Origin of the sequence: Bradyrhizobium sp. CCBAU 53338, assembly GCF_015291665.1 — a bacterium.
In the GTDB taxonomy this organism is placed as follows: Bacteria; Pseudomonadota; Alphaproteobacteria; order Rhizobiales; family Xanthobacteraceae; genus Bradyrhizobium.
This window is the reverse complement of the sequence record NZ_CP030048.1, coordinates 3,562,548-3,587,490: the sequence shown is the minus strand read 5'-3', so window position 1 is coordinate 3,587,490 and position 24,943 is coordinate 3,562,548. Positions and strand designations below refer to the sequence as shown.

General features: G+C 65.4%; 25 protein-coding genes. 9 read left to right on the top strand and 16 right to left on the bottom strand.

Going from position 1 to position 24,943, the window contains the following annotated elements; genetic code table 11:
* Positions 1–74: 74 nt before the first annotated feature.
* The 11 genes from thiL to XH90_RS16730 form a co-directional block, all read right to left on the bottom strand.
* The gene (thiL, locus tag XH90_RS16780; RefSeq protein WP_194482477.1) at positions 75–1,073 is read right to left on the bottom strand and encodes a thiamine-phosphate kinase; all 999 of its coding nucleotides are present in this window, start codon (positions 1,071–1,073) and stop codon (positions 75–77) included.
* A gap of 28 nt (positions 1,074–1,101) precedes the next feature.
* Positions 1,102–1,596, bottom strand: coding sequence for a transcription antitermination factor NusB (gene nusB / locus XH90_RS16775; RefSeq protein WP_194482476.1), 495 nt, complete (start codon positions 1,594–1,596; stop codon positions 1,102–1,104).
* A 3-nt stretch (positions 1,597–1,599) separates the two neighbouring features.
* Complete coding sequence (gene ribH, locus XH90_RS16770) at positions 1,600–2,091, bottom strand: 6,7-dimethyl-8-ribityllumazine synthase (RefSeq protein ID WP_194482475.1); 492 nt, start codon at positions 2,089–2,091, stop codon at positions 1,600–1,602.
* A gap of 89 nt (positions 2,092–2,180) precedes the next feature.
* Positions 2,181–2,789: a riboflavin synthase gene (locus XH90_RS16765; protein WP_194482474.1), complete on the bottom strand. Its 609-nt coding sequence runs from the start codon at positions 2,787–2,789 to the stop codon at positions 2,181–2,183.
* Between the two features lies 1 nt (position 2,790).
* Positions 2,791–3,939 (bottom strand): bifunctional diaminohydroxyphosphoribosylaminopyrimidine deaminase/5-amino-6-(5-phosphoribosylamino)uracil reductase RibD, encoded by a 1,149-nt coding sequence (ribD, locus tag XH90_RS16760; protein WP_194482473.1) that lies wholly within the window; start codon positions 3,937–3,939, stop codon positions 2,791–2,793.
* Positions 3,936–4,418 carry a transcriptional regulator NrdR gene (nrdR, locus tag XH90_RS16755; RefSeq protein ID WP_128951432.1) on the bottom strand — a complete coding sequence of 161 codons (483 nt, stop codon included), beginning with the start codon at positions 4,416–4,418 and terminating at the stop codon, positions 3,936–3,938. Before nrdR ends, ribD begins: the two co-directional genes overlap by 4 nt.
* Before the next feature lie 28 nt (positions 4,419–4,446).
* Positions 4,447–5,745, bottom strand: coding sequence for a serine hydroxymethyltransferase (gene glyA / locus XH90_RS16750; RefSeq protein ID WP_194482472.1), 1,299 nt, complete (start codon positions 5,743–5,745; stop codon positions 4,447–4,449).
* A 292-nt stretch (positions 5,746–6,037) separates the two neighbouring features.
* Positions 6,038–6,259, bottom strand: coding sequence for a hypothetical protein (locus tag XH90_RS16745; protein ID WP_194482471.1), 222 nt, complete (start codon positions 6,257–6,259; stop codon positions 6,038–6,040).
* A gap of 37 nt (positions 6,260–6,296) precedes the next feature.
* Complete coding sequence (locus XH90_RS16740; RefSeq protein ID WP_194482470.1) at positions 6,297–6,533, bottom strand: hypothetical protein; 237 nt, start codon at positions 6,531–6,533, stop codon at positions 6,297–6,299.
* Positions 6,534–6,731: 198 nt separating this feature from the next.
* A complete protein-coding gene (gene ldtR / locus XH90_RS16735) occupies positions 6,732–7,250 on the bottom strand; it encodes a transcriptional regulator LdtR (protein ID WP_027529973.1) in 519 nt (172 codons plus the stop codon).
* A 518-nt stretch (positions 7,251–7,768) separates the two neighbouring features.
* On the bottom strand, positions 7,769–8,272 hold the full coding sequence (locus tag XH90_RS16730) for a DUF6163 family protein (protein ID WP_194482469.1): 504 nt from the start codon (positions 8,270–8,272) through the stop codon (positions 7,769–7,771).
* Between the two features lie 124 nt (positions 8,273–8,396).
* Between XH90_RS16730 and hemB the strand changes: the two genes are divergently transcribed.
* From hemB to XH90_RS16715, 3 genes are all read left to right on the top strand, one after another.
* Positions 8,397–9,458, top strand: a complete 1,062-nt coding sequence (hemB, locus tag XH90_RS16725) for a porphobilinogen synthase (RefSeq protein WP_194482468.1) — start codon at positions 8,397–8,399, stop codon at positions 9,456–9,458.
* Positions 9,459–9,585: 127 nt separating this feature from the next.
* Entirely contained in the window at positions 9,586–10,131 is a 546-nt protein-coding gene (locus tag XH90_RS16720) for an RDD family protein (RefSeq protein ID WP_194482467.1), read from the top strand.
* A gap of 119 nt (positions 10,132–10,250) precedes the next feature.
* Positions 10,251–11,027, top strand: coding sequence for an arginyltransferase (locus tag XH90_RS16715; protein ID WP_194482466.1), 777 nt, complete (start codon positions 10,251–10,253; stop codon positions 11,025–11,027).
* Positions 11,028–11,033: 6 nt separating this feature from the next.
* On the opposite strand, the gene XH90_RS16710 is transcribed toward XH90_RS16715, so the two are convergent.
* Entirely contained in the window at positions 11,034–12,386 is a 1,353-nt protein-coding gene (locus XH90_RS16710; protein WP_194482465.1) for an Nramp family divalent metal transporter, read from the bottom strand.
* Positions 12,387–12,555: 169 nt separating this feature from the next.
* On the opposite strand from XH90_RS16710, the gene XH90_RS16705 reads away from it, so the two are divergent.
* The gene (locus XH90_RS16705) at positions 12,556–13,800 is read left to right on the top strand and encodes an MFS transporter (protein ID WP_194482464.1); all 1,245 of its coding nucleotides are present in this window, start codon (positions 12,556–12,558) and stop codon (positions 13,798–13,800) included.
* Here the strand turns inward: XH90_RS16705 and XH90_RS16700 are convergent.
* Complete coding sequence (locus XH90_RS16700) at positions 13,797–15,056, bottom strand: adenylate/guanylate cyclase domain-containing protein (RefSeq protein WP_194482463.1); 1,260 nt, start codon at positions 15,054–15,056, stop codon at positions 13,797–13,799. The genes XH90_RS16705 and XH90_RS16700 overlap by 4 nt on opposite strands.
* Positions 15,057–15,223: 167 nt before the next feature.
* On the opposite strand from XH90_RS16700, the gene XH90_RS16695 reads away from it, so the two are divergent.
* Positions 15,224–16,381 (top strand): MFS transporter, encoded by a 1,158-nt coding sequence (locus tag XH90_RS16695; protein WP_194482462.1) that lies wholly within the window; start codon positions 15,224–15,226, stop codon positions 16,379–16,381.
* 31 nt (positions 16,382–16,412) lie between these two features.
* Positions 16,413–16,604 carry a hypothetical protein gene (locus XH90_RS16690; protein ID WP_194482461.1) on the top strand — a complete coding sequence of 64 codons (192 nt, stop codon included), beginning with the start codon at positions 16,413–16,415 and terminating at the stop codon, positions 16,602–16,604.
* Between the two features lie 8 nt (positions 16,605–16,612).
* Here XH90_RS16690 and XH90_RS16685 read toward each other — a convergent pair whose 3' ends face one another.
* Positions 16,613–17,437 carry an N-acyl homoserine lactonase family protein gene (locus XH90_RS16685; protein WP_194482460.1) on the bottom strand — a complete coding sequence of 275 codons (825 nt, stop codon included), beginning with the start codon at positions 17,435–17,437 and terminating at the stop codon, positions 16,613–16,615.
* Between the two features lie 247 nt (positions 17,438–17,684).
* On the opposite strand from XH90_RS16685, the gene XH90_RS16680 reads away from it, so the two are divergent.
* The 3 genes from XH90_RS16680 to XH90_RS39830 all read left to right on the top strand — a co-directional run bounded on the left by XH90_RS16680 (position 17,685) and on the right by XH90_RS39830 (position 20,397).
* Positions 17,685–18,503 carry a chromate resistance protein ChrB domain-containing protein gene (locus XH90_RS16680; protein WP_194482459.1) on the top strand — a complete coding sequence of 273 codons (819 nt, stop codon included), beginning with the start codon at positions 17,685–17,687 and terminating at the stop codon, positions 18,501–18,503.
* The gene (chrA, locus tag XH90_RS16675; protein ID WP_194482458.1) at positions 18,503–19,888 is read left to right on the top strand and encodes a chromate efflux transporter; all 1,386 of its coding nucleotides are present in this window, start codon (positions 18,503–18,505) and stop codon (positions 19,886–19,888) included. The genes XH90_RS16680 and chrA overlap by 1 nt, the downstream gene beginning before the upstream one ends.
* A gap of 116 nt (positions 19,889–20,004) precedes the next feature.
* The gene (locus XH90_RS39830) at positions 20,005–20,397 is read left to right on the top strand and encodes a DUF3551 domain-containing protein (RefSeq protein ID WP_194482457.1); all 393 of its coding nucleotides are present in this window, start codon (positions 20,005–20,007) and stop codon (positions 20,395–20,397) included.
* 622 nt (positions 20,398–21,019) lie between these two features.
* Here XH90_RS39830 and XH90_RS16665 read toward each other — a convergent pair.
* Together XH90_RS16665 and parC are read right to left on the bottom strand one after the other, a co-directional pair.
* On the bottom strand, positions 21,020–22,564 hold the full coding sequence (locus tag XH90_RS16665; protein ID WP_194482456.1) for a GMC family oxidoreductase: 1,545 nt from the start codon (positions 22,562–22,564) through the stop codon (positions 21,020–21,022).
* A 109-nt stretch (positions 22,565–22,673) separates the two neighbouring features.
* Positions 22,674–24,932, bottom strand: a complete 2,259-nt coding sequence (gene parC / locus XH90_RS16660; RefSeq protein WP_194482455.1) for a DNA topoisomerase IV subunit A — start codon at positions 24,930–24,932, stop codon at positions 22,674–22,676.
* Positions 24,933–24,943: the final 11 nt, after the last annotated feature.

Below are 24,943 nucleotides of genomic sequence, written 5' to 3'. Positions count from 1 at the left end.
AGGTGCGAAAAGGCCGATCTCGGCAGGTATTTGGACCTGATCCCGAGCGCCTAGCCGCCGACTCAGCGTAATCCCTAGAAGTGGCTGTACGACAGGCGCGTCAAGGTGAGTTCTCGGCCCTGCCCGTCCAGGAAGCGTGGCCGCTCTTGGCCCGCGACGATCGTGCCGATCGCGGTGATGGCCACGCCTGCCACCTTCCCTGCAGCGATCAGCGCATCGCTCTCTGCCGGCGGCACCGTGCACAGCACTTCGTAGTCGTCGCCGCCGGCCAGCAGCGTCTCAACGCAAATGGTCTTGCGAGCCACCAGACCGGCCGCCACGGCTGAGAGCGGGACGCTCGCCACATCGACGGTGGCCGAGACACCCGAAGCTGCACAGAGTTTGGTCAGATCGCCGGCAAGCCCGTCGGAGACGTCCATCGCGGCTGTCGCGTGGTCGCGCACGGCCCGCGCCAGCACATTGCGCGGCTGAGGGATCCTATAGCGCGAAACGAGCGCTTCCTTTGCTGCGGGATCGGATACGAGCGCCGCGGCTGCCTTGCCGCCAGTGAGCACGTCGAGGCCGAGCGCGGCATCGCCGATCGTCCCCGTGACCAGGATGCGGTCGCCCGGCCTCGCGCCGGTGCGGCCGACCATCCGCCCTTTCGGCACGCGGCCGAAGGCGGTGATCGAGACCATCTGCGGCCCCGGCGTCGACACCGTGTCGCCGCCGAGCAGCGGGCACGCGAAAGTCTTCACGTCCTCGCCGAGCGCATCCGCGAACGGTTTGAGCCAGGCATCCTCCTTGCTGCGCAGCGCCAGCGTCAGCACGAAGCCGGCCGGCACCGCCCCCTTGGCGGCGATGTCGGACAGATTCACCCGCAGCGCCTTGCGCGCGATGGTGTCGGGGGGATCGGTGGCAAGATAATGCACGCCCTCGACCACGGCATCGGTGGTGACGACGATGTCGTCGCCGGACGAGGACAGGATCGCCGCGTCATCGACCAGCCCGAACGCACCGGGGTCGGTCGCCAGCGGTTTGAAATAGCGCGCGATGAGGGAGTCTTCGGCGGAAGGACTTTGCGGAGTGGTCATCGATGTCAGCCCAACCTCCGGCTTTGCCCTATCCCCGCCCGAACTCGTCGCCGCGAAACTGGCGGCCGATCTGGTCGAGCACGGCGTTGACCATGCCGGTCTCCTCGCGGTCAACGAAGGCGTTGGCGACGTCGACATATTCGGAGATCACGACGCGGCCCGGCACGTCCTTGCGATGTTCCAATTCGTAAGCCCCTGCCCGCAGCACCGCGCGCAGGATCGCTTCGATGCGCTTCAGCGGCCAGCCCTTCGACAGCGCCTCGTCGATCAAGGGATCGAGCTTCTTCTGGTCGCGCACGACGCCGGAGACGACGTCGCGGAAGAACGCGGCTTCCGCCGGCAGATAGGTGTCGCCCTCGACCTCGTTGCCGAGCCAGTGGCTCTCGAACTCGGCAAAGATGTCGTTGATGCCGGCACCGGCGATATCCATCTGGTACAGCGCCTGAACGGCTGCGAGCCGCGCCGCACCGCGCCGGTTCGCTTTCTTCTCCGCCACGCCCGCCGGTTTTCTGGTGTCAGCCATGGCTCAGGCCCGCGCCAGACGGCGCTTGATGCGCAGCATCGCAAGCGCCGCGCGAGCGGCATCGCCGCCCTTGTTGAGTTCGCTGGCGCGTGCCCGTGCCCAGGCCTGGTCTTCATTGTTGACGGTGAGGATGCCGTTGCCGAGCGGCAGTTTGCGCGCCACCGCGAGCTCCATCAGCGCGCGCGAGGATTCCTGCGAGACGATCTCGAAATGAATGGTGTCGCCGCGGATCACGCAGCCGAGCGCAATCACGGCGTCATAAGGCTTGCCGTTCGCTGCAGCCGCATCGACGGCGATCGCAACCGCCGCCGGGATCTCCAGCGCGCCGGGAACCGTGATGACGTCGTGCGTCAACCCGGCCGCCTTCAGCTCGGCGACCGCGCCATCCAGGAGCGCGTCCTGGAGATCGTCATAGAACCGGGCCTCGACGACAAGCGCACGCGCGCCGGAAATGTCGGTCTGGTCCTTCAGGGGTGCGCGCCGCGCGTCTGCCATCGTTCAATCCGTTCCACTGGGGTCGGCGCGTTATGTAGTCGCCGCAGGCGTGTAAGCCAAGTTTTAAAGCGCAAATCCGGCTTCGCCGGTCACTTCATTTCCGTCAGCCGCGCCGCATAGCGGGCCATCAGATCGACCTCGATATTGACCTCACTGCCCGCCTTCCAGCCGCCGATCGTCGTGACCTCGAGCGTATGCGGGATGATCAGCACCGAAAAGGTCACATCCTTCACCGTATTCACCGTGAGCGAGACGCCGTCGAGCGTGATCGAGCCCTTGGTGGCGATGAAGCGCGCCAGCTCCCGCGTCGTCGAGAGCTCGAACCGGGCCATGTCAGGCAAGTCCTCGCGGCTGACGATGGTGGCGATGCCGTCGGCATGGCCGGCGACGATATGGCCGCCGAGCTCGTCGCCGATCTTGAGCGCGCGCTCGAGATTGAGCTTCGTGCCGAGCTTCCAGTGCTTGGCGGTCGTCAGCGCCAGCGTCTCGGCCGCCGCATCGACGTCATACCACGTCTTGCCGCCAGCGACGCCGGAAGCCACGACAGTCAGGCACACGCCGTTGCTGGCGATCGAGGCGCCGTCGGCGATGGTGGTCTGATCGTAGCTGCAAGCGATACGCAGGCGGTGCAGTTGCCCCTGCGCCACGGGCTTGAAGCTGACGATCTCGCCGATATCGGTGACAATGCCGGTGAACATGTTAGGCGCGCTCGTAGATGGTGAGAGTATCGTGGCCGAATGTCTCGCTAGCATGAACCTCGTAGGCCTGCGACTGCGTGATTTTCGACAGGGGCAATGCATCGAGTGCATCGACCCCACCAGCGCCCACCTCTTCCGCGCCGCGGAACAGCCAGATCTCGTCGACGAGGTCAGCCGTTACGAAGGACGCCGCAACGCGGCTGCCGCCCTCGACCATCAGCCGCGTGATGCCCTTCTCGGCCAGCGCATGCAGCACGGCCGGAAGGTCGAGGCCGGCCGCACCGTTCGGCGGCATGCGCATGATTTGCGCACCGGCCGCGCCGAGACGTGTCGCAGCGGCCGCTTCCGCAAGCTCCGAGCCGATCACCCAAAGCGGCGTCTCGCGCGCGGAGCGTACGAGCCGGCTCGAGGCCGGGATACGCAGGCTCTGGTCGAGCACCACGCGGACCGGAGAACGCGCTTCCATGCCCGGCAAGCGGCAGTTGAGCTGCGGATCGTCCGCCAATACCGTGCCGATGCCGACCAGGACGGCGTCGCTCTGCGCACGCAACAGATGCACGCGGTCGCGCACGGCCTCGCCGGTGATCGCGAGCGGCTTGCCGCCTTCAGCGCCAATCTTGCCGTCGGGCGAGACCGCAAGCTTCAGGATCACGTGCGGGCGCTTGTCGCGGATACGGCGGAAATGACCGGCATGGTCGAACGCGGCCTCCGCCGCGCACAGGCCCACGTCCACGGCAATGCCGGCAGCGCGAAGGCGCGCATGGCCTTGCCCCGCGACCTCGGGATTGGGATCCTCGATCGCCGCCACCACGCGCGCGATACCGGCGGCGATCACCGCGTCGGCGCAGGGCGGCGACTTGCCGAAATGCGAGCAGGGCTCGAGCGTCACGTAGAGCGTGGCGCCGCGCGCCGCCTCGCCTGCGCGCCGTAACGCTTCAGGCTCCGCATGCGGCCGTCCACCTGCTTGCGTCCAGCCGCGGCCAACGATGACACCGTCCTTGACGATGACGGCCCCCACGGCCGGATTGGGCCAGGTGCGCCCCTGCCCGCGCCGACCGAGCGCCAACGCCAGCTGCATGAAGCGGCGATCGGCGTCCTTGGACTCGCGGATCCTCGCGGCGAACTGATCCTCCAGGATGCGGAAGATCATTTGCGGATCGCGGCGAGCCGCGCTTCCTCCTCACCGGACAACTCACCGAGCACGTCGGCGAAATCCTTGGCCTCGCGAAAATTTCGATAGACGGAGGCGAAGCGCACATAGGCGACGTCGTCGAGCGTACGCAGATGCTCCATCACGGTCTCGCCGATCACCTCGGAGGAGATCTCGGCCTCACCGCCGGTCTCGAGCTCGCGCACGATGGTGGAGACCATCTTCTCCACCCTTTCAGGCTCGACCGGCCGCTTGCGCAGGCTGATCGACACCGAACGCATCAGCTTGTCGCGATCGAACGGCACGCGACGGCCGTTGCGCTTGATTACCGTGAGCTCGCGCAACTGCACGCGCTCGAAGGTGGTGAAGCGGAAATTGCAGGCGACGCACACGCGCCGCCTGCGGATGACGGAAGAGTCCTCGGTCGGACGCGAGTCCTTTACCTGCGTATCGAGACTGTTGCAGTTCGGGCAGCGCATCCGTTGACCTTAACCAGCTTTCTTGGCCTTACTGATAGATCGGGAACCGATCGGTGAGCGCCTTGACCCGTTCCTTGATCGCGGCCTCGACCAGCGGCGCCTTGCCGTCGTCGGACTGCGCGATTGCATTGAGGACCTCGGCGATCATGCCGCCGACCTGCTGGAATTCAGCGACGCCGAAGCCGCGGGTCGTCGCCGCGGGCGTGCCGAGACGCAGGCCCGAGGTGACGAACGGCTTTTCGGGGTCGAACGGAATGCCATTCTTGTTGCAGGTGATGGCGGCGCGAACCAGCGCCTTCTCCGAGACGTTGCCCTTCAGGCCCTTCGGCCGGAGGTCGACCAGCATCAGATGGTTATCGGTGCCGCCGGAGACAATATCGAACCCGTGGCTCTTCATCGCCTCGGCCAGCGCCTTGGCGTTCTCGACGACGTTCTTCGCGTAGACCTTGAAGTCCGGACGCAGCGCCTCGCCGAAGGCGACCGCCTTCGCCGCGATCACGTGCATCAGCGGGCCGCCCTGCAGGCCTGGGAAGATCGCCGAGTTGAGCTTCTTGGCCAGCACTTCGTCGTTGCTGAGGATCAGGCCGCCGCGCGGACCGCGCAGCGATTTGTGCGTCGTCGTCGTGGTGACGTGGGCATGGGGCACCGGCGAGGCATGCACGCCGCCGGCGACGAGACCGGCGAAGTGCGCCATGTCGACCAGCAGGTACGCGCCGACCGAGTCCGCGATCTCGCGGAAGCGCTTGAAATCCCAGGCGCGCGAATAGGCCGAGCCACCGGCCACGATCAGCTTCGGCTTGACCTCTTCGGCCTGCTTGGCGACCGCGTCCATGTCGATGATCTGGTCCTCGCGGCGCACGGTGTAGTGCGACGCATTGAACCACTTGCCGCTCATGTTGACGGGCGAGCCGTGGGTGAGATGGCCGCCGGCCGCAAGGTCGAGACCCATGAAGGTGTCGCCGGGCTGGAGCAGCGCCAAAAACACCGCCTGGTTCATCTGGCTGCCGGAGTTCGGCTGCACATTCGCGAAGTTGGCGCCGAACAGCTTCTTGGCGCGATCGATCGCGAGGTTCTCGGCGACGTCGACCCACTCACAACCGCCATAGTAGCGCGCGCCCGGATAACCCTCTGCATACTTGTTGGTCATGACCGAACCCTGCGCTTCCAGCACGGCCCGGCTGACAATATTCTCGGAGGCGATCAGCTCGACTTCATGGCGCTGCCGGCCGAGTTCGCCCTTGATGGCGGCAGCGATTTCCGGGTCGGCCTGCTCGAGCGAGGCGGCGAAAAACGAATCGGGCGCAGAGGCGGTCTTGGCGAGGGTCATCTTGCGAATATCTCCACCGCCGCAGCCTTGTGGCGGGCTACGGGGGTCTTGGTGTGGCGATCGGAAGCGGCGAGCGCGATCTACCACATCACCCCGCCCCGGCCAAGCATTTGCGGGTCGGGCGTGGGAATTATGCCAGATATGGTGGAGATGGCCGGGGATTAACCCCCGCAAGCTTACGGGATTGCCCGGCGCAGGTTGGCGGGCTGCGCCATCCTACCCTGACGAACCGGGGCCGGTGGCCCCCAGGGGTCGAATTGGCCCGGGCTCGCCGCCCTTCGGGCCGCTTCGTCTACAGCCCTGTATACCCCGCCTTCACGGGGTCGACGCTGCCGTCGAGCTGGCGCAGATAGGTCAGGCCGCAGACCGTCAACCTGTGGGTGTCCTTCTCGCCGGCTTCCATGAGGGTATTGAGGTAGTTCGTCACCTTTAACCGCGCCTCGTCGCTGGCCGCCGCCGTCCTGTTGGCGAGCAGGTCATAGGTCTTCATGATGCGGTCAATGGCAGCTTCCATGGCACCCTCTGGACGTACAGAATTCTGGGAATCTTGATCAGGCAACCGCTCTGGCCCCGGCCTGCGCCTCGAAGCGCGCGATCGCCTTGTTGGCGAGCCTGAGTTTGTTGAATTCGCCGTGCTGGAGCAGCTTGATGATGATCTCGAGCAGGCGCTCGTTGGTGACGAGCGTGTCGGGGATTGCGCCCGAGCGGCGGAGATAATTCGCGGCGATCGCGTAGGAATCGCTCACGAGTTCGACGTTCATTGCCTGCAACCCGCGCTCGACCAGCATCGCATCCTCCGATCCGGAGAGACAACTGCGACGCGAGGAGCTGGTTCCGCCTATCGGGCCAATTTTCTCGCAAGCGCGAAACGACATCAAAACGCACCGGTCCGGGGCAAGCCGGGCCGGCGCGCTTGGGGAAGTAGGCACGTTCGGGAGGCCTGCCGGTCTTGTTGATGGCCGGCTTGGCCTATGATCCCTTGAATATCAGAGGCGATAGAGGATCTGGTCGGTCCAGAACCGCTCGAGGCGGTGCAGCGACTTGTTGAGGGTCGAGAACTCCTCGCCGGAGATGCCGCCGACCTGCTCCACCGTCTTGACGTGCTTCTGGTAGAGAGAGTCGACGATACGGCGGACTTCCTGGCCCTGCGGCGTCAGGCGAATGCGCACCGAGCGACGGTCGACGCGGGAGCGCTGATGATCGAGGAAGCCGAGCTCGACGAGCTTCTTCAGATTGTAGGAGACGTTGGAGCCGAGATAGTAACCGCGCGTGCGCAGCTCGCCCGCGGTCAGCTCCTTGTCGCCGATGTTATAGAGCAGGAGCGCCTGCACGGAATTGATGTCGGCGCGGCCACGACGATCGAACTCGTCCTTGATCACGTCGAGGAGCCGGCGATGCAGCCGCTCCACCAGAGTCAATGCTTCCAGATAGAGCGACTGCACCGAACCCTGCGGGCCGGAAACGCGCTCTGCGGTATCTGCCGCAGTTGCGACGGCTTTCATCATGACACTTCCCCTGTTGTCGTTTTTATCGACACTCATTCGACGAAACTTTTGTCCCGTCTGATAGGTGCAACTTAAGAGGGGCGTTTGAAGATCGGCTTAAATAAGAGAATAAAGAGATCATGAATTTAAGACAGTGAATTGCGGATTAAGCCTGTGCCACAAGCACTTTTCGCAACCGTCTGTTGACCGTCGCAAGATCCTGTTCACCCTCCGTCCGCACCTGCTGTCACATTCCAGAACAGCCCCGCCCCGTTTCGAAACGCTCGCGTAAGAGCTGTGGCCGAAATCGCCAGGTCAATGAAAAGTTACCTCGAATTTGAGGCAACCAGCGGTCAACCAAGTCACCACGACTCCACAAATGCCACTCTCGTGTCCCGGACGAGCGAAGCGAAGGTCCGGGACACGAGAGGGCCAGGAACGCAGGCTGTAGATACGAGGGGCCCCGGCACAGCAGCGCGCCACCGCGTGCTGCGCTGCGTCCGGGGCACCAGAAAATGTGCGTGTTGAAATCGTCTTCCCTACGGCGGCCGTTCGCGCGCGGCCATCCAGGCGAGCGCGAGATAGGCGGCGAGCATGAACACCTCGACGCCGACGACGATCAGGCTGCCGCCATAGATGCCCGGGAACATCAGCTCGATCACCGCCATCGAGACCACGGTCGTGAGCCACACCACGGCGCCCCAGGGCGTGGCGAGCCAGAGGCCGACGGCGGCGACGAGTTCGATCACTGCAAAGTAGATGGTCGAGGCCTGCCAGGCCATGGACTGGTTCTCGAACGCGTCGTCCTCGCCGCCGACGAAGCCCGTCACCTGTGCCCAATGATAGAGTCCCTTGAGGATCGACAGCAGCGCCATCACCCGCAGGAACAGGACCAGCCGGCGCGTCCAGACATTGTCGTCGGACTCGGCCCGCTCTGACGAGATCGCAGCCACCGACATCGCGCTGTCTCGAGCGCTGTCTCTGACGGCGTCCCTGGCATTGGCGTTGTCGCGGGCTGCGTCGCGGGTGGAGATATCGGACATGGCCCCCTTCTGGCTGTTTCGCCCCGCAAAATCAATCGGCAGCCCCTCCCTTGCGGAAGGTCAAGCCGCGGTGACGGGAACCATGCGAGCTGGTATAAGAATAATTCCAGCCGGGAGAAGAGTAATGGCGATCAAATACGGACGTCCGATCGAATTGCGCGAGGTCGCGCGCGGGACTGGTGCCGCGGTGCCTCACGCCCTCGATCTGACCGTCCGCCCGCGTCGCAACCGCAAGGCCGAATGGGCCCGGCGCATGGTGCGTGAGAATGTGCTCACCACCGACGACCTGATCTGGCCGCTGTTCCTGATCGACGGCAACAACAAGCGCGAGACCATCGCCTCGATGCCGGGCGTCGAGCGCCTCAGCGTCGACCAGGCCGTGCGTGAGGCCGAGCGCGCCATGAAGCTCACGATCCCCTGCCTTGCGCTATTTCCCTACACAGACCCGTCCTTGCGCGACGACGAAGGCTCGGAGGCGACCAACCCGAACAATCTGGTCTGCCAGGCGGTGCGCGCGATCAAGAAGGAGTTTCCCGAAATCGGCGTCCTCTGCGACGTCGCGCTCGATCCCTTCACCAGCCACGGTCATGACGGCCTGATTTCCGACGGCAAGATTCTGAACGACGAGACGGTCGCGGTGCTGGTGCGTCAGGCGCTGGTGCAGGCCGAAGCCGGCTGCGACATCATCGCGCCCTCGGACATGATGGACGGCCGTGTCGCCGCGATCCGGGAAGGGCTGGACAACACCGGCCTCCTCGACGTGCAGATTATGGCCTATGCGGCGAAATACGCCTCCGCCTTCTACGGTCCGTTCCGCGATGCCATCGGCTCGGCCAAGACACTCACCGGCGACAAGCGCACCTATCAGATGGACAGCGCCAACACCGACGAAGCGTTGCGCGAGGTCGAGCTCGACATCTCCGAAGGTGCCGACATGGTGATGGTGAAGCCCGGCATGCCCTATCTCGACGTGGTCCGCCGCGTGAAGGACACGTTCGCGATGCCGACCTTCGCCTACCAGGTCTCCGGCGAATACGCGATGATCGCAGCCGCCGCCAACAACGGCTGGCTCGACGGCGAGCGCGCGATGATGGAAAGCCTCCTGGCCTTCAAGCGCGCGGGCGCCGACGGCGTGCTCAGCTATTTTGCGCCAAAGGCGGCGGAGAAGCTGCGGGCGCAGGGATAATCCACGCGCTCACCTTCGCCCCCGAATCGCCGGAATATTTCGGCTTGTTGATCCCGCTGCGCCCTTGGCAGGGGAAGAGCCTGTTCCCATGTCCTGCCATGCGGAGTTTTCCCTGGGAGAACGGACCATGTCGTATTCAAACTCGGGCAATTCGGGCCCCTGGCGCAATGGCGGCGCAGCGCAGCCGCACGCCTATGATCCCTATCTGCATCCGGAATTGTTCCGCGGTGTCGCGACCCGGCGCGCGTTCGCGTTCCTGATCGACATGGTCGTGATCTCCGTTCCCGTCATCCTCGGCTACATCTTCATCGCGGTGTTCGGCGTGGTGACGCTCGGCCTCGGCTGGGCGCTGTTCTGGCTGGCCTGGCCGGCCTCCGTGATCTGGGCCATCGTATATTACGGCGCCTGCATCGGCGGGCCTTCGTCGGCGACGATCGGCATGCGGATCATGGATCTGGAGTTGCGCACCTGGTACGGCGCGCCTGGCTACTTTGTGCTCGGCGCCACCCATGCGGTGCTGTTCTGGGTGACGGTCTCGTTCCTGTCGCCGTTCGTGGTGCTGGTCGGGCTGTTCAACGGACGCCGGCGCCTGTTGCACGATTTCGTGCTGGGAACGGTCGTGATCAACAATTCGGTCCGTGCACCGATAGTCCAGACCGCCAGAACCTGGTGATCAAGAACCTACTAACCGGAATCCGCTAGACTGACTGACCTGATCCGCCGAGCGGACCGATTGACCAGGGGCTTTCGTAGCGCGATGCTGGTACTCACTTCGGAGGCCCACGACGTCCCTTGACCCAGCACTCGCGCGACACCCCACAGTTTTACCTCACGGCGCCGTCCCCCTGCCCGTATCTGCCGGGCCGGCATGAGCGCAAGGTGTTTACGCACCTCGTGGGTGATCGCGCCGGTGACCTCAACGACCTCCTGACCCATGGCGGGTTCCGCCGCAGCCAGTCGATCGCCTACCGGCCGGCTTGCGATCAGTGCCGCGCCTGCGTCTCGGTCCGGGTCGTCGCCAACGAGTTCCGCCCCTCCCGCAACTTCCGCAAGGTGATGGCGCGCAACGCCGACATCATCGGCGAGCAGCGCAGCGCGGTGCCGACGTCGGAGCAATATTCGGTGTTCCGCGCCTATCTCGACGCCCGCCACCGCCACGGCGGGATGGCCGACATGACCGTGCTCGACTACGCCATGATGGTCGAGGACAGCCATGTCGAGACCCGCATCATCGAGTACCGCAAGCGCGGCCCCGACAGCGGGCTCACCGGTCGCGGCGAGGAGCTGATCGCGGTCGCGCTCACCGACGTGCTCAGCGATGGGCTGTCGATGGTCTATTCGTTCTTCGAGCCGAACCAGGTCTCCCGCTCGATGGGCACCTTCATGATCCTCGACCACATCGCGCGCGCGCGACGGCAAGGCCTGCCTTACGTCTATCTCGGCTACTGGATCGAGGGCTCCAAGAAGATGGACTACAAGGCCCGCTTCCTGCCGCAGCAGCGCCTCGCCCCCTCGGGCTGGCTCCGCATCGACGCACAGGGCGATGCAACGTCCGAGCCGCAGGACTGAGCGCGCTTACCCAAGCAGCGTATCCACCAGCAACTTCACGTTCAGAACCACGATGACGCCCGCGACGATCCACGCGGCCGCAGCGACGTATGTTGGTATCGCGAACTGCCCCATCTTGCGGCGGTCGGAGACGAAGCGGACCAGCGGGATGATGGCGAAGGGAAGCTGCATCGACAGCACGACCTGGCTGAGGACGAGGAGATCGGCCGTGCCACGCTCACCATAGATCGCGGTGACGACAATCACGGGAATGATGGCGATGCCGCGCGTGACGAGGCGGCGCGCCCAGCTCGGCAGGCGCAGGTCGAGAAAGCCCTCCATCACGATCTGGCCGGCGAGCGTCGCGGTGACGGTCGAATTCAGGCCCGACGCCAGCAGCGCCACGGCGAACAGAGTGGAGGCGATACCGAGACCGAGCAGCGGCGAGAGCAGCTCGAAGGCCTGGCCGATCTCGGCGACGTCGGAATGCCCGCTCGTGTGGAAGGTCGCGGCCGCCACCACGAGGATCGCGGCGTTGATGAACAGCGCCAGCATCAGCGCGACGGTGGAATCCGTCGTCGCCCATTTGATGGCTTCGCGGCGGCCCTCGTCGTTGCGCGCATAGGCGCGCGTCTGCACGATCGAGGAGTGCAGATAGAGATTATGCGGCATCACGGTCGCGCCGATGATGCCTATCGCGATGTAGAGCATCTCGGAATTGGTGAATATCTCGGTCTTCGGCGCAAAACCGCGCAGCACCTCGGCCACCGGCGGCGCCGCGGCGACGATCTGAACCGCGAAGCAGACCGCGATCACCGCAAGCAGCGCCATCACGAAGGCTTCGAGAAAACGGAAGCCGCGGTTCATCAGCACGAGAAGCAGGAAGGCATCGAGCGCTGCGATCAGCGCGCCGCCGATCAGGGGGATGCCGAACAGAAGTTTGAGCGCGATCGCGGTGCCGATGACCTCGGCGAGATCGCAGGCGATGATCGCGGCCTCGCAGGCGAGCCAGAGCAGGAAGTTCACAGCCGGCGAATAGGTGGCGCGGCAGGCCTGCGCGAGATCGCGGTCGGTGACGATGCCGAGCCGCGCCGCCAGCGACTGCAGCAGGATCGCCATCAGGTTCGAGAGCAGGATGACCGAGAGCAGCGTGTAGCCGAACTTCGACCCGCCGGCGAGGTCGGTCGCCCAATTGCCGGGGTCCATGTAGCCGACCGAGACCATGTAGCCGGGGCCGACAAAGGCCAGCAGTCGCCGCCACCACGCCCCCGCCGTCGGAATGGAGACGGTGGCATTCACCTCGGCCAGGCTCTTGGTGGTCGGCGCATCAGCGCGCCAGCCGGCGGCATTTTGGGTCAGATCGGGCGAGCGGGCGTCCATGGGGGCAGAATACCGAACTTGGGCCTTATTGCAACTCATTTGCAACTGCATCTAGCCGCTCCGGTTCCCGCTGCCGCCCTGCTATGCCCCGCCCTGTCGGGAAGCGGGTGGGTTTGGCCGTGTCCGGACGCAGATACTGGCGCCATCGAGACTCTGCAGGAAATGAGCCATGTCAAATTCGCCGCGCCTCCCCGCCACTTTCAACCGCCTCGCCTGGTCCAATCTGGCGGCGCAGTCGGCCGAACAGATCGCGCTGGCCGCGGCCCCCATCGTCGCGGTGCTGACGCTGGGCGTGGCGGAAGGCCAGACCGGCCTGCTCCAGACCGCGCTCACCCTGCCCTTCGTCCTGTTCGCGATTCCGGCCGGCCTCCTCGCCGATCGCATCTCCCGCCGTTCGCTGATGGCGGGCGCCGAGGCGCTGCGGGCCGTGGCGCTCGCGGCCATCGTGCTGCTGCTCGCCCTCGGCGCGCTCAACCTGCCCCTGCTGGCGCTGCTCGGCTTCACGGCCGTGTGCGGCACCGTGGTCTACAGCGTGGCCGCACCAGCGCTGGTACCCTCGCTGGTGAGCGCGGAGCTGCTGCCGGCGGCGAATGCCCGCATCGAGCTCGCGCGCACTATCGCCTTTGCCAGCGGGCCCGCACTCGGCGGCGCACTGGTGGGATGGTGGGGCGCGAGCCCGGCCTTCGGCTTTGCCGCGGCGCTCTCGGCGATCGCCGTGGTGCTGCTCTCCGGCCTCTATGAGCCGGCACGTGCGCCCGTGCCGCGCCGCCATCCGTTCCAGGACATCCGCGAGGGCGCGGGCTTCGTCTTCCACCATCCGCTGCTGCGGCCGGTGTTCATCACGCAGTTCATCTTCAACACCGGCTGGTTCTTGCAGATCGCGGTGTTCGTGCCCTACGCGGTGCGCCATCTCGGCCTGACCGCGGCCGGTGTCGGCACCGTGCTGACGATGTACGGCGTCGGCATGGTGATCGGCGCGCTGTTCGCAACGCGCGTGATGAAGCGCATCGCCTTCGGCACCGTGGTCGGCCTCGGCCCGGTCACCGGCTTCGTCGCTGCTGTCGTGATGGCGCTGACCGTGGTAGTGCCCTCGCCGTGGCTCGCGGCCTTGAGCTTCTTCCTGCTCGGCGTCGGGCCGATCCTGTGGGTGATCTCGACCACGACCCTGCGCCAGTCGGTGACGCCGCCGCGCCTCCTGGGCCGCGTCTCCGCGATTAACATCATGAGCTATGGCGCCCGCCCGCTCGGCTCGGCACTCGGCGCCATCGTCGGCGGCCTGTGGAGCGCGGAAGCGTGTCTCTATCTCGCAGCCGCCGTGTTCGGCGTGCAGGCGCTGGTGATCTGGCTGTCGCCCGCAGTGGCGCTGGACCGGCAGCCGGCCATGGTCGGGGATGAAGCAGCGGCGCGGTGCTAATTCGCCAGATAGCGCTCGTAGCTGCCCGTCACCGGCTCGCTCGCGTCGACCTCGGGGTCGAGCGTGTAGAGATCCTGCGCGCGGCCGATGCCGCGGAGCGCGTAGCGTCCGGTGGAAACGAGGTAGCGGCGGCCGGCGGCGTCCAGGCCTTTGTAGAACTCGGCTGAGGCAAGCAGTTCGCGATCGACCGAGCGGCTCATCGAGGCGATGCGGCTGACCTCGTTGACGGTCGGTCCGACCACGGTGAAATCGAGCCGGTCCTCGCTGCCGATATTGCCGTAAAAGACCTCGCCGACGTGAAGCCCGATATAGGCCGATGTCGTCGGACGCCCCGCCGCGGCCCGGCGTGCATTCAGCGCCGCGACGTTCCGGCGGAACAAATGCTCGGCCCGCAGCGCTGCCCGCCGCGCGTCCGCCATGTCCTCGCCCCAGAACATCGCAAGCACGCCGTCGCCGATCAGTTTCAACACGTCGCCGCCGGCCTCGTGGATCGCATCGATCACGGCTTGCGCATAGTCGTTGAGGAACGGGATGATCTCGTCCGGCCCGATGCTCTCGCTGATCCCGGTCGAGCCGCGCAAATCCGAATACCAGAGCACGGCCTTGATGCGCTCGGTGACGCCGCGCGAAATCCGCCCGCGCAGAACCTGCTCGGAGGCGTCGCGACCGAGATAGACGCGCCCCAGCGTCCGCGCGATGTCCATCTGCTGCGCCGACTTGATGGCGAGCCCCAGCACCGGCACGAGATCGCGCAGGGCCTCCAGCTCGGCCTCCTCAAAACCTTCGTCGCGCCGCGTGGTCCAGCACGAATAGAGGCAATCCATCAGCCCGAGCGCACCGCTCTCGCCGAAGCGATGCACGAAGGCGAGATAGTGCTTGTGGCCCTTTTCGGCGAGATCGCCGATCTGCGAGAAATCCATCGAGGGCGCGTCGGCGAGATCGATCACCATCTCGTCGTCGCCGTGCTCGAGCATGTGGAAGAACACCGAGCGGCGCCAGCTCTTGTTGGCATCGCCCTCGGCGGTCGAGCCATATTCGAACATTTCGCGCTCGTTGCTGGCCCGGTCGTTCCAGAGGAAGCCGCGGCCTTCATAGATCGGATGCAGCGTGTCGATGACGACGAGCCCGCGCGACAGGTCCAGCCCTTCGGCGCGGCAGCGCTCGCAGAATCCGCGCAACAGCTCGTTTTCGGGAAGGCCGGTAAGCCCCTGGCCGGCCAGCCAGTTCATCAGCGCAAGGCGGGAGGTGAGTTTCATGCGCCATTATGGCGTGCATTCGTGACGAGCGAAAGGCCACGCGCGCACCGTGTGCCGGGCCAGGCTCCCGCCCGCAGCAGGTCGAATATGTCGCGGACGCTGTTGACGCGCTCTTGCCTTGCACCGCAAATGCTGGAGATGACACCGACGACCAGAAATCCGCTGACATGAGCCAGCGCCAGCTTCCGATCATCCTCGCGCTCGGCACGACGCAGACCCTGGCCTGGGCCTCCAGTTATTATTTGCCGGCCCTGCTCGCCGATCCCATGGCGCACGACCTCGGTATCTCCACCAACTGGATCTTTGGTGCGTTCTCGGCTTCGCTGGTGATCTCCGCGTTGCTGGGGCCGCGCATCGGCCGGCAGATCGATCTCGTCGGCGGCCGACAGGTGCTGTCGGCCTCGAACCTGACCATCGCCGCCGGCCTCGTCCTGCTCGGCTTCTCGCAATCGGTCGCGGTGATGGCGTTCGCCTGGCTCGTGCTCGGCATCGGCATGGCGATGGGGCTGTACGACGCCGCCTTCGCCGCGCTCGGCCGCATCTACGGCACCGAGGCGCGCGGCTCGATCACCGGCATCACGCTGATGGCGGGCTTTGCCTCGACCGTCGGCTGGCCGCTGACCGCCTGGGGCCTTGCCCATATCGGCTGGCGCGACACCTGTTTCGCCTGGGCCGCGGCCAACATCCTGATCGGCCTGCCGCTCAACTTCTTCATGCTGCCGGTGATCAAGGGCGCGAAGCAGGCTGCGGTGACGGCCGAGAAGCCGCACGTTCCGCTCGATCGCACCATGATCCTGCTCGCCTTCGTCTTTGCCGCGGTCTGGACCGTCACCGGCGCCATGGCCGTGCATTTCCCGCGCATCCTCGAGGCCACCGGCGCAAGCCATGTCGAGGCGATCGCGGCCGGCGCATTGATCGGCCCGGCGCAGGTGATCGCGCGCATTCTCGAGGCAAGCGTCCTGAGCCGCTTCCATCCGCTATGGTCGACGCGGCTCGCCTGCCTCACCCACCCCATTGGAGCGGCCGTCGTCGCCATCTTCGGCGCCCCCGCCGCGACCGCCTTTGCGCTGCTGCACGGCTCCGGCAACGGCATTTTGACGATCGCCCGCGGCACGCTGCCGCTTTCGATCTTCGGCCCGAAGGACTTCGGCTATCGCCTCGGCATCATCGGCGCACCGGCGCGAATGGCGCAGGCTATCGCACCGCTGGCTTTCGGCCTGCTCATCGACGTCATGGGCGCCAGGGTGCTGATGGTGTCGGCGGCGCTCAGCCTGTCGGCATTGGCCGCGCTGCTCCTGATCCGTGCAGAACGGCGGCCGGATTGACGCCCCCGCAGCTTTCGCGCACAAGCGCAACATGACCGACAACAGCCCCCCGCCCCGCACCTTCAAAGGCCTCGTGCGCTGGGCCATGACGCCGCCGCAGGCCTGGGGCGTCTATCTGCTCGCCGTGCTGCTGGTGTGGCTGCTCTCGTTCTATGCCGGCACGCTGAAGCCGAAGAAGACGCCGGACGCGAGCCCGCCGGCGGTGGCCGCGCCGAAGAGCTGATCAACGCCTCAGTCGTAGAACTCCGGCGACATCCTCTGGGTGTCGCGCTGAGCCTTGTCGTGGTTGATCCAGAGCTGCGCCCCTTCCCTGGAAATCGTGTCGGCGAGCTTCTGCATCGAGGCGAGTGACTGCTCCTTGCTGAAATTGATCGCGGGAACACGGCGGTTGTCAAAGTTGTCCCTGAAATGCGCGGCATCGCCCGAGAGCACCACCACGCCGGTCCTCGGCAGTCGAACCATCAGCGACTGGTGTCCCGGCGTGTGGCCGGGTGTCGAGAGGATGGTGATGCTGCCGTCGCCGAACACGTCCTTGTCGCCGGCAAGCAGCTCGACCGGATGCGAGGGCTTGAAGCGCGGCTCGTTGTTGGCACCGGGCCAGTCATATTCGGCCTTCTGAACGTAGAGCATCGCCTGCGGGAACATCTCGACATTGCCGATGTGGTCGGGATGCGTGTGCGAGACGCCCATCGCCTTGACGTCGGCGGGTTTCACGCCGATCTGCGCGAGCTGGGCGGCGAGCGTCTTCGGGCGCCGCCAGGTGATGGCCTTGGGATCGACCGGCACAAGCCCGTTCGGCATTGATGCGACCGCGTCGGGAATACCGGTGTCCCACAGGAACCAGCCCTGGCTGTGCTTGATGAGATAGCAGGTATCGACGAAGTCCATCGACTTGCCTTCGTTCACTCCGGGAGACCAGCGCCCGATATCGCCGGCGACGCCCTCGCCGCAATTCATGATGTAAAGCCTTTCCACGCCGGGCTTCTGCGCAGACGCAGCCTGGGCGAACAGCGCGAGTGCTGCGATGGCGAGAGCGAGCGTGATCTTGCGCGTCATCGTTGATCCCTCCTGGCAACGCCCTATGGCTGCGACCGAGGATCAACCCCGTCCCTGCCGCAGAATTCCGCCTCCACGCACCATAGGCCGCGGCAGCACATCTTTCTAACGCGCAAGGCCAATGTATCAGGCGGTTGACAGGCCGGCGCGGTTTCGCTGTAATCAGCGCCATGGGGATTTGAGCGATCTCCCCACGAGGCGACATGCCCAAGTATCGCGTCCCGTTTGATTTATGCGAGGACGCATCATGTCAAGTTTCACGACCATATCATCTGACAAATTGGCGCGGCTGATCGGCACGGCCAATGCCCCTGTTCTGATCGATGTCCGCACCGATGAGGATTTTGCCGCCGACCGGCGGCTGATTCCCGGCTCGATCAGGCTGAGCCACGAGCGCGTTGCCGAATGGGGCGGCGACTTTGCCGGCCGCTCCGCCATCGTCTCGTGCCTGCGCGGCGGCAAGCTCGCACAAGGCACGGCCGCCTGGCTGAGGCAACTCGGCGCCGACGCAGAGACCCTCGAAGACGGTTTCGAGGGGTGGAAGGCGGCCAAGCTGCCGCTCGTCGACACGCGAAAACTGCCACCGCGTGACACCAGGGGCCGCACCGTCTGGGTGACGCGGGCCCGGCCGAAGGTCGACCGCATTGCCTGCCCCTGGCTGATCCGCCGCTTCGTCGATCCCGCCGCGGTGTTCTTGTTTGTCGCGCCATCCGAGGTGGTCGCTGTCGGCGAGCGATTCAATGCCGCGCCGTTCGACATCGAGAACGTGTTCTGGAGCCACCGCGGCGAGGTCTGCACCTTCGACGTCATGGTGGAGGAATTCGGGCTCGCGACACCGGCGCTGCTGCGGCTGGCCACGCTGGTGCGCGGCGCCGACACGGGGCGGCCGGACCTGGCGCCGGAGGCCCCCGGCCTGCTTGCCGCCTCGCTCGGACTTTCGCGAATGTACGATGACGACCTCGAACAGCTCGAGGCCGGCATGCTACTCTACGATGCCTTCTACCGCTGGTGCCGCGACGCCACGAGCGAAACCCACAACTGGCCGACCAACAAGGTGAAGGCGTGATGGATGTCCGTAACGCTCAAGCAGGAGCAGATGCCGGTCACGGCATCAGCTTCGGCGAAGCCTTTCGCGTCTGGCTCCGCGTCGCCTGCCTCAGCTTCGGCGGGCCCGCGGGCCAGATCGCGGTGATGCATCGCATCCTGGTCGAGGAGAAGAACTGGATCTCCGAAGGCCGCTTCCTGCATGCGCTGAACTACTGCATGCTGCTGCCAGGCCCCGAAGCGCAGCAGCTCGCCACCTATGTCGGCTGGCTGATGCATCGTACCAAGGGCGGGCTGATGGCAGGCGGGCTTTTCATCCTGCCCGGCATCATCGCCATCATGGGCCTGAGCTATGTCTACGCGGCCTACGGCAATGTCAGCTTCATCGAGGCGCTGTTCTTCGGCCTGAAGGCCGCCGTGCTCGCCATCGTCGTCGAGGCCGTCTTCCGCGTCGGCAAACGCGCGCTGAAGAACCGCATCATGATTGCGCTCGCGGTGATCGCCTTCGTCGCAATCTTCTTCTTCGCGATACCCTTCCCCGTCATCATCATCGCCGCCGGCCTGATCGGCTATGCCGGCGCGCGCGCCGGCCGCCCCGAATTCGCGCCCGCCGGCCACGGCCATGGCGGCAACGGCGCCGTCATCGACAGCATGCTCGGCGAAGCCGTGCCCGAGCATGTTCGTCCCAATACCGCGCGCGCGATCCGGACCGCTGCGCTGTGGCTTTCGCTCTGGCTGGTGCCGGTGGTGGCTCTGCTTCTGATACTCGGGCAAGCCAGCGTGTTCAGCCAGATCGCGTTGTTCTTTTCGAAGATGGCGCTGGTCACCTTCGGCGGCGCCTACGCGGTGCTTGCCTATGTCGCGCAGCAGGCGGTCGAGCATTACCACTGGCTGAAGCCGCACGAGATGCTCGACGGCCTCGGCATGGCCGAGACCACGCCAGGCCCGCTGATCATGGTGCTCCAATTCGTGGGCTTCATGGCGGCCTATCGTGATGCAAGCGGCCTGTCGCCGATGGTCGCGGCAACGCTCGGCGGACTGCTCGCGACCTGGGTCACGTTCACGCCCTGCTTCCTCTGGATCTTCGTCGGCGCGCCCTACATCGAGCGCCTGCGCGGCAACACGGGGTTGGCCGGAGCACTCGGCGCGATCACCGCCGCCGTCGTCGGCGTGATACTCAACCTCTCGATCTGGTTCGCGCTCCACACCCTGTTCCGCGAGACCGTGCCGGTTCACGCCTTCCCGCTGGATTTCGACAGGCCGGTCCTGACGAGCGTCGACATTCCCGCGCTCGTGCTGTCGATCGCGGCCGCAACCGCGATCTTCCGCTTCAAGCTGGGCATGCTGACGGTGCTTGCCGGCAGCTGTGCTGCCGGCGTGGCGCTGAGAATGGTGGGCGTGATCTAGCTCGGGCGTCGAGGCTGGAGGCGGTTTGGCGCGGAACTCCGTGAGTATTGACTTGGATCAGCACTGTCGACGGTCGGCGTGCCACCGGTGTGTTGGGCCAACTGGAGGAAGCTCTCATGTGCAAATTGGCTTTGACGGTTTTGGCAGTGAGTATCGCCCTCACCGTGGGGCACGCACGGGCTCAAAGATATGATCCCGCTTTTCCCGTTTGCTTGTATGTCGTCTCTTTCGGAACCAGCCCATACTACAGATGCAGCTACACGACGATGGACCAATGCAGGGCGTGGGCCAACGGTCAGATGTGCGTCCTCAACCCGTATTATGCTGGTGCAACGGCCAGAGGGAACAATCGGCGCAATTCTCGCCAAACATACACGCCACCCAGGCCGCGGATCCACTACCGGGCTGCGCCGTACAATCAATTCAACGAACCCTACTATGGAGCTTCCCAAGGTTACGCGCCGGGCGAGAAAGAACGATTTCTCCAGAGTGTGAGACAATACATGTGAGGATGACGGACCAGCCTTGTTCGCGCGCGCGCATGTTACCTGGGCTGGAGTGCACTATCGCGAAACGGCATGATCGATGATTGCGGCGACGGCAGATCGGCGCACCGGATCGGACATCAAAGACACGCCCCGCCGATGACGGGTATTTGCCCGTCGGGCAAAAACAGCCGCGATCGTTCCTACCTCTCACGTCAAGCCTCTTCGCCAATCCGCAAAGCGACGGGGGCAATAGTGCATCGCTCCCCCAGGGAGATCACGACATAAGCCGTCAACCCACTGCGCAGGGAAGGCCGGTTGTTCGGCTTCACCTGTGTGCCGCTGTGCAGCCTCTTGTAGCGCAACCTTCGCACAGTGGACCGCGGATGCCAGCCGGCACCCGGCCTTCCCTGCGCCCTCGTCTTCGCGAAGGCGCGAAGCGAACAGACAAACTCGGGCGACGGCGCCGCGAGAAGGCGAAGCTGTGTCTGCTGTCTGAAACGTGCATCGGAGCGATCACCCTCGGTGTCGTCGCCCGGCTTGACCGGGCGATCCAGTACTCCGAGACGACGTGATTGAGGAGAGAAGCCGCGGCGTACTGGATTCCCCGCCTGCGCGGGGAATGACAGAGAGGCTGGAGCAAGAGCTACCGCATCATCATCCGCGCGATCGCCTCCCCAATCACCACCGTCGTGAAGTGCGTGTTGGCGCGGCAGTCCGACGGCATGATCGAGGCGTCGGCGACGCGCAGGCCCGAGATGCCCTTCACCGAGCCGTCAGGATCGACCACGCCATCGGCGTCGTTCGCGCCGGTCATGCGGCAACTGCCGGCGGCATGCTGGATGTCGCCGGTTTCTCGTCGCAGCAGCGCATCGAGTTCGTGATCCGGCAAGCCGGCCGCCTGCGGCAACGTCAGATCGGTGTCGGTGAGCCTGATCCAGTCGGCGATACCTGATAGCGCCGGCTGCGAGGTGATCACGGCGAGCCGCTTCACCGCGTCCATCATGCGCAGCATGTCGCGGGGATCGGCCAGCATGTTCTCCTCGACGATGGGATCGACGGACGGATCGGCGGATGCCAGCTTGAGCGTACCGCGCGAATAGGCGTTGAACAGGCCGGCGCCGATCGCTCCTGGCACGCCGATGCCGCGGTGGTTGAACGCGATCAGGATCATGTCGCGCTTGCCGCCATTGGCAAGGCCCGACGAATAGGTCACGCAGCAATTGGTGTGGCGCGTGTCCGGATCGATCGGCCGCAGGTTCTCGTGCAGTTGGATCGTGGCACGGAACAGCGGATGGTCGAAGAAGTGGCGGCCGACCGGCAGATCGCGCGCGACCGCGATCCCCATCGCCTTCAGCTCCCCGGCAGGTCCGATCCCCGAGCGTAGCAGGATCGCCGGGCTGTGGATGGCGCCGGCGCAGAGCACGATCTGGCGTGCGCTGATCTCGCTGGTGCCCTGCCCTTCGGTGTGAACGCGCAGGCCAGTTGCGCGGCCATCGCTGATCAGCACGCGATCGACCAGCGTCCTGCCGCGGATCTCCAGATTGGCGCGGCCGCGCGCGGGTTCGAGATAACCCTCGTTGGTGGTGATACGGCGGCCGTCGCGGCTGTTGATGGGATAGCAGGCAACGCCCTCACCATCGGGACCGTTGAGATCGGCGCACCAGGGATAACCGCTCGCGAGTGCCGCATCGCGCAGGCCGCGATCGATCGGCCCCCATTTTTCAAGCGGCGCGCGATAGACCGGCAGGGGTCCGCCGCGGCCGTGACCTACAGCGTCGCCGAATTCCAGATCGTCCTCGATGACCGAGAAGAGCGGCATCACCTCTTTCGCCGACCAGCCGGTGCAGCCATTGGCGGCCCACTCGTCGAAGGCATCGGCGACGCCGCGGATGGCGATCTGGCCATTCATCATCGATGAGCCGCCAAGCCCCTTGCCGCGCCAGTAGAAGCGCGGCTCCTGCCCTGCCACCCGACGCGTCAGCAGATCAGGCCACTGCCATTTCTCCTGGTACTCGCGCTTGTGGATGATCGGGATCGGGTTCGGCGTCCTGACTTCCCAGGGCGCCTCGTCGGCGCGCCAGTCGAGGCCCGCCTCCAGCAGCAGGACGCGCCGTGCGGGATCCTCGGACAGCCGCGCCGCAACGGCAGCGCCGGCCGAGCCGCCGCCGACAACAATGACATCGTACATCGCGCTACTTCTCAATGGTCCCAAGGACCGGCATGGCGGACGGTATCAGAACGCGCATACCGATGCAGCCATGCGAGCGCATTGCTGCACATCGGGGATAAGAGAGCGGCTACCCGATCGCCTTGCCGAACTTGTTCGACTTCGGGAAGCCCTTAGGCGGCAGACGGCCGGCGTCGGCGCGGGTGCCGTGCCACTCCGCGAGCTCCTTCATGGTCGCGGAAAATTCGCGGCCGGCAGAGTCCTTCCAGGTCAGGCCTGCCTTGGCCTCGAAGACCGTAACGTCGGAGAGGCCGCCGTCCTTGTACTTCTGCAGGCGCACGCCACGGCCACGCGCCATCTCCGGCACCTGCTCGAGCGGGAAGATCAGCATCTTCCGGTTCTCGCCGATGACCGCGACGGTGTCGCCGATCACCTCGGTAACCGCGCGCGCCTCGTTGGGCATGTCCACGTTGAGAACCTGCTTGCCCTTCTTGGTGGTGCCGACACAATCGTCCTCGCTGACGACGAAGCCCTGGCCCTCGTGGCTCGCGACCAGGAATTTGCGCCCGCCCTTGTTGACGAACAGCGTGACCGGTGCTGCCTCCGGCTCGAGATCGATGAACTGGCGGATCGGCTCGCCGTGGCCGCGGCCGCCCGGCAGCTTCGCCACGTCGATCGAGAAGAACTTTCCGTTGGTCGCGAACAGCAGCAGCTTCGACGTCGTTTCCGCGAAGAAGGCGATGCCGAGCTTATCGTCCTGCTTGAAGGCGAGCCCCGAGAGATCCTCGACATGCCCCTTCATGGTGCGGATCCAGCCCTTGTCGGAGACGACCACGGTCACCGGCTCGCGCTCGACGAGGGCTTCCTCCATCGCGGCGAGATCATGCTCGGGCGCGTCCGCAAAAGTGGTGCGGCGCTTGCCGAGCGGCGTCTTCGGTCCGAACATGTCGCGGACCTTGCCGACCTGCTCGCCGACCTTCTTCCACTGCTCGGCTTCGGATGCGAGCACCGCGTCGATGCCCTTGAGCTCGGCACGGAGATTCTTGTCCTCGGTGCGTATCTCCATCTCTTCCAGCTTGCGCAAGGAGCGCAAGCGCATGTTGAGGATGGCCTCGGCCTGCACCTCGGTGAGCTTGAACCGCTTCATCAACGCTGGCTTCGGCTCATCCTCGTTGCGGATGATCCTGATCACCTCGTCGATGTTCAGAAACGCGATCAGGAAGCCGCCGAGCACCTCGAGCCGGTTCTCGATCTGCACCTTGCGATAATTGGTCCGACGTATCAGCACGTCGCGCAGATGGTCGAGCCATTCGCGCAAGCACTCCGCGAGCCCCACCACCTTCGGGATGCGGCCCTTGATCAGCACGTTGAGGTTCAGCGGAATCTTGTTTTCGAGCTCGGTCAGCCGGAACAATGATTCCATCATCAGCGCCGGATCGACGTTCTTCGACTTCGGCTCGATGACGAGGCGAACGTCCTCGGCGGATTCATCGCGCACCTCGCCGACTAGTGGCAGCTTCTTCTGGTCGAGCAACTCGGCGATCTTCTCGACCATGCGCGACTTCTGCACCAGGAACGGGATCTCGGTGACGACGACGACCCAAGTGCCGCGCGCGCCCTCTTCCTGCTGCCACCTGGCGCGGACGCGGAACGAGCCGCGGCCGGTCGTATAGGCTTCGGCGATCGCCTGCTTGGAATCGACGCAGATGCCGCCGGTCGGGAAATCGGGCCCCTTGACCCATTTCATCAGCGCCTTGGACTTGGCGTCCGGCTTCTCGATCAGATGCAGCGCGGCGTCGCACAACTCGGCTGCATTGTGCGGCGGGATCGAGGTCGCCATGCCGACCGCGATGCCCTGCGCGCCATTGGCGAGCAGGTTCGGGAAGCCGCCGGGCAAGACAACGGGCTCTTTGCCGCTGGCGTCGTAGGTCGGCTTCAACTCGACGCCGTCCTCATCGATCCCGTCCAAAAGCAGGCGGGCCACGTCGGTCAGGCGCGCTTCCGTGTAGCGCATGGCTGCCGGGTTATCGCCGTCGATATTGCCGAAATTGCCCTGGCCGTCGACGAGTGGATAACGCGAGCTGAAATCCTGCGCGAGGCGCACCATGGCGTCATAGATCGCCTGGTCGCCATGAGGATGGTAGGAGCCCATCACCTCGCCGACAATCTTCGCGGACTTCTTAGGGATAACGCCAGGCTCGAGCCGCAGCAGGCGCATGCCGTAAAGGATGCGCCGGTGCACCGGCTTCAGGCCGTCGCGCGCATCGGGGAGCGCGCGATGCATGATGGTCGAAAGCGCGTACGCAAGGTAGCGCTCTTCCAGCGCCTCGCGCAGCGGTACGTCGTGAATTTCAGCCGGTTCTTCCGGCGGAACGATTCGTTTTCCCATGCCGCCCGGTT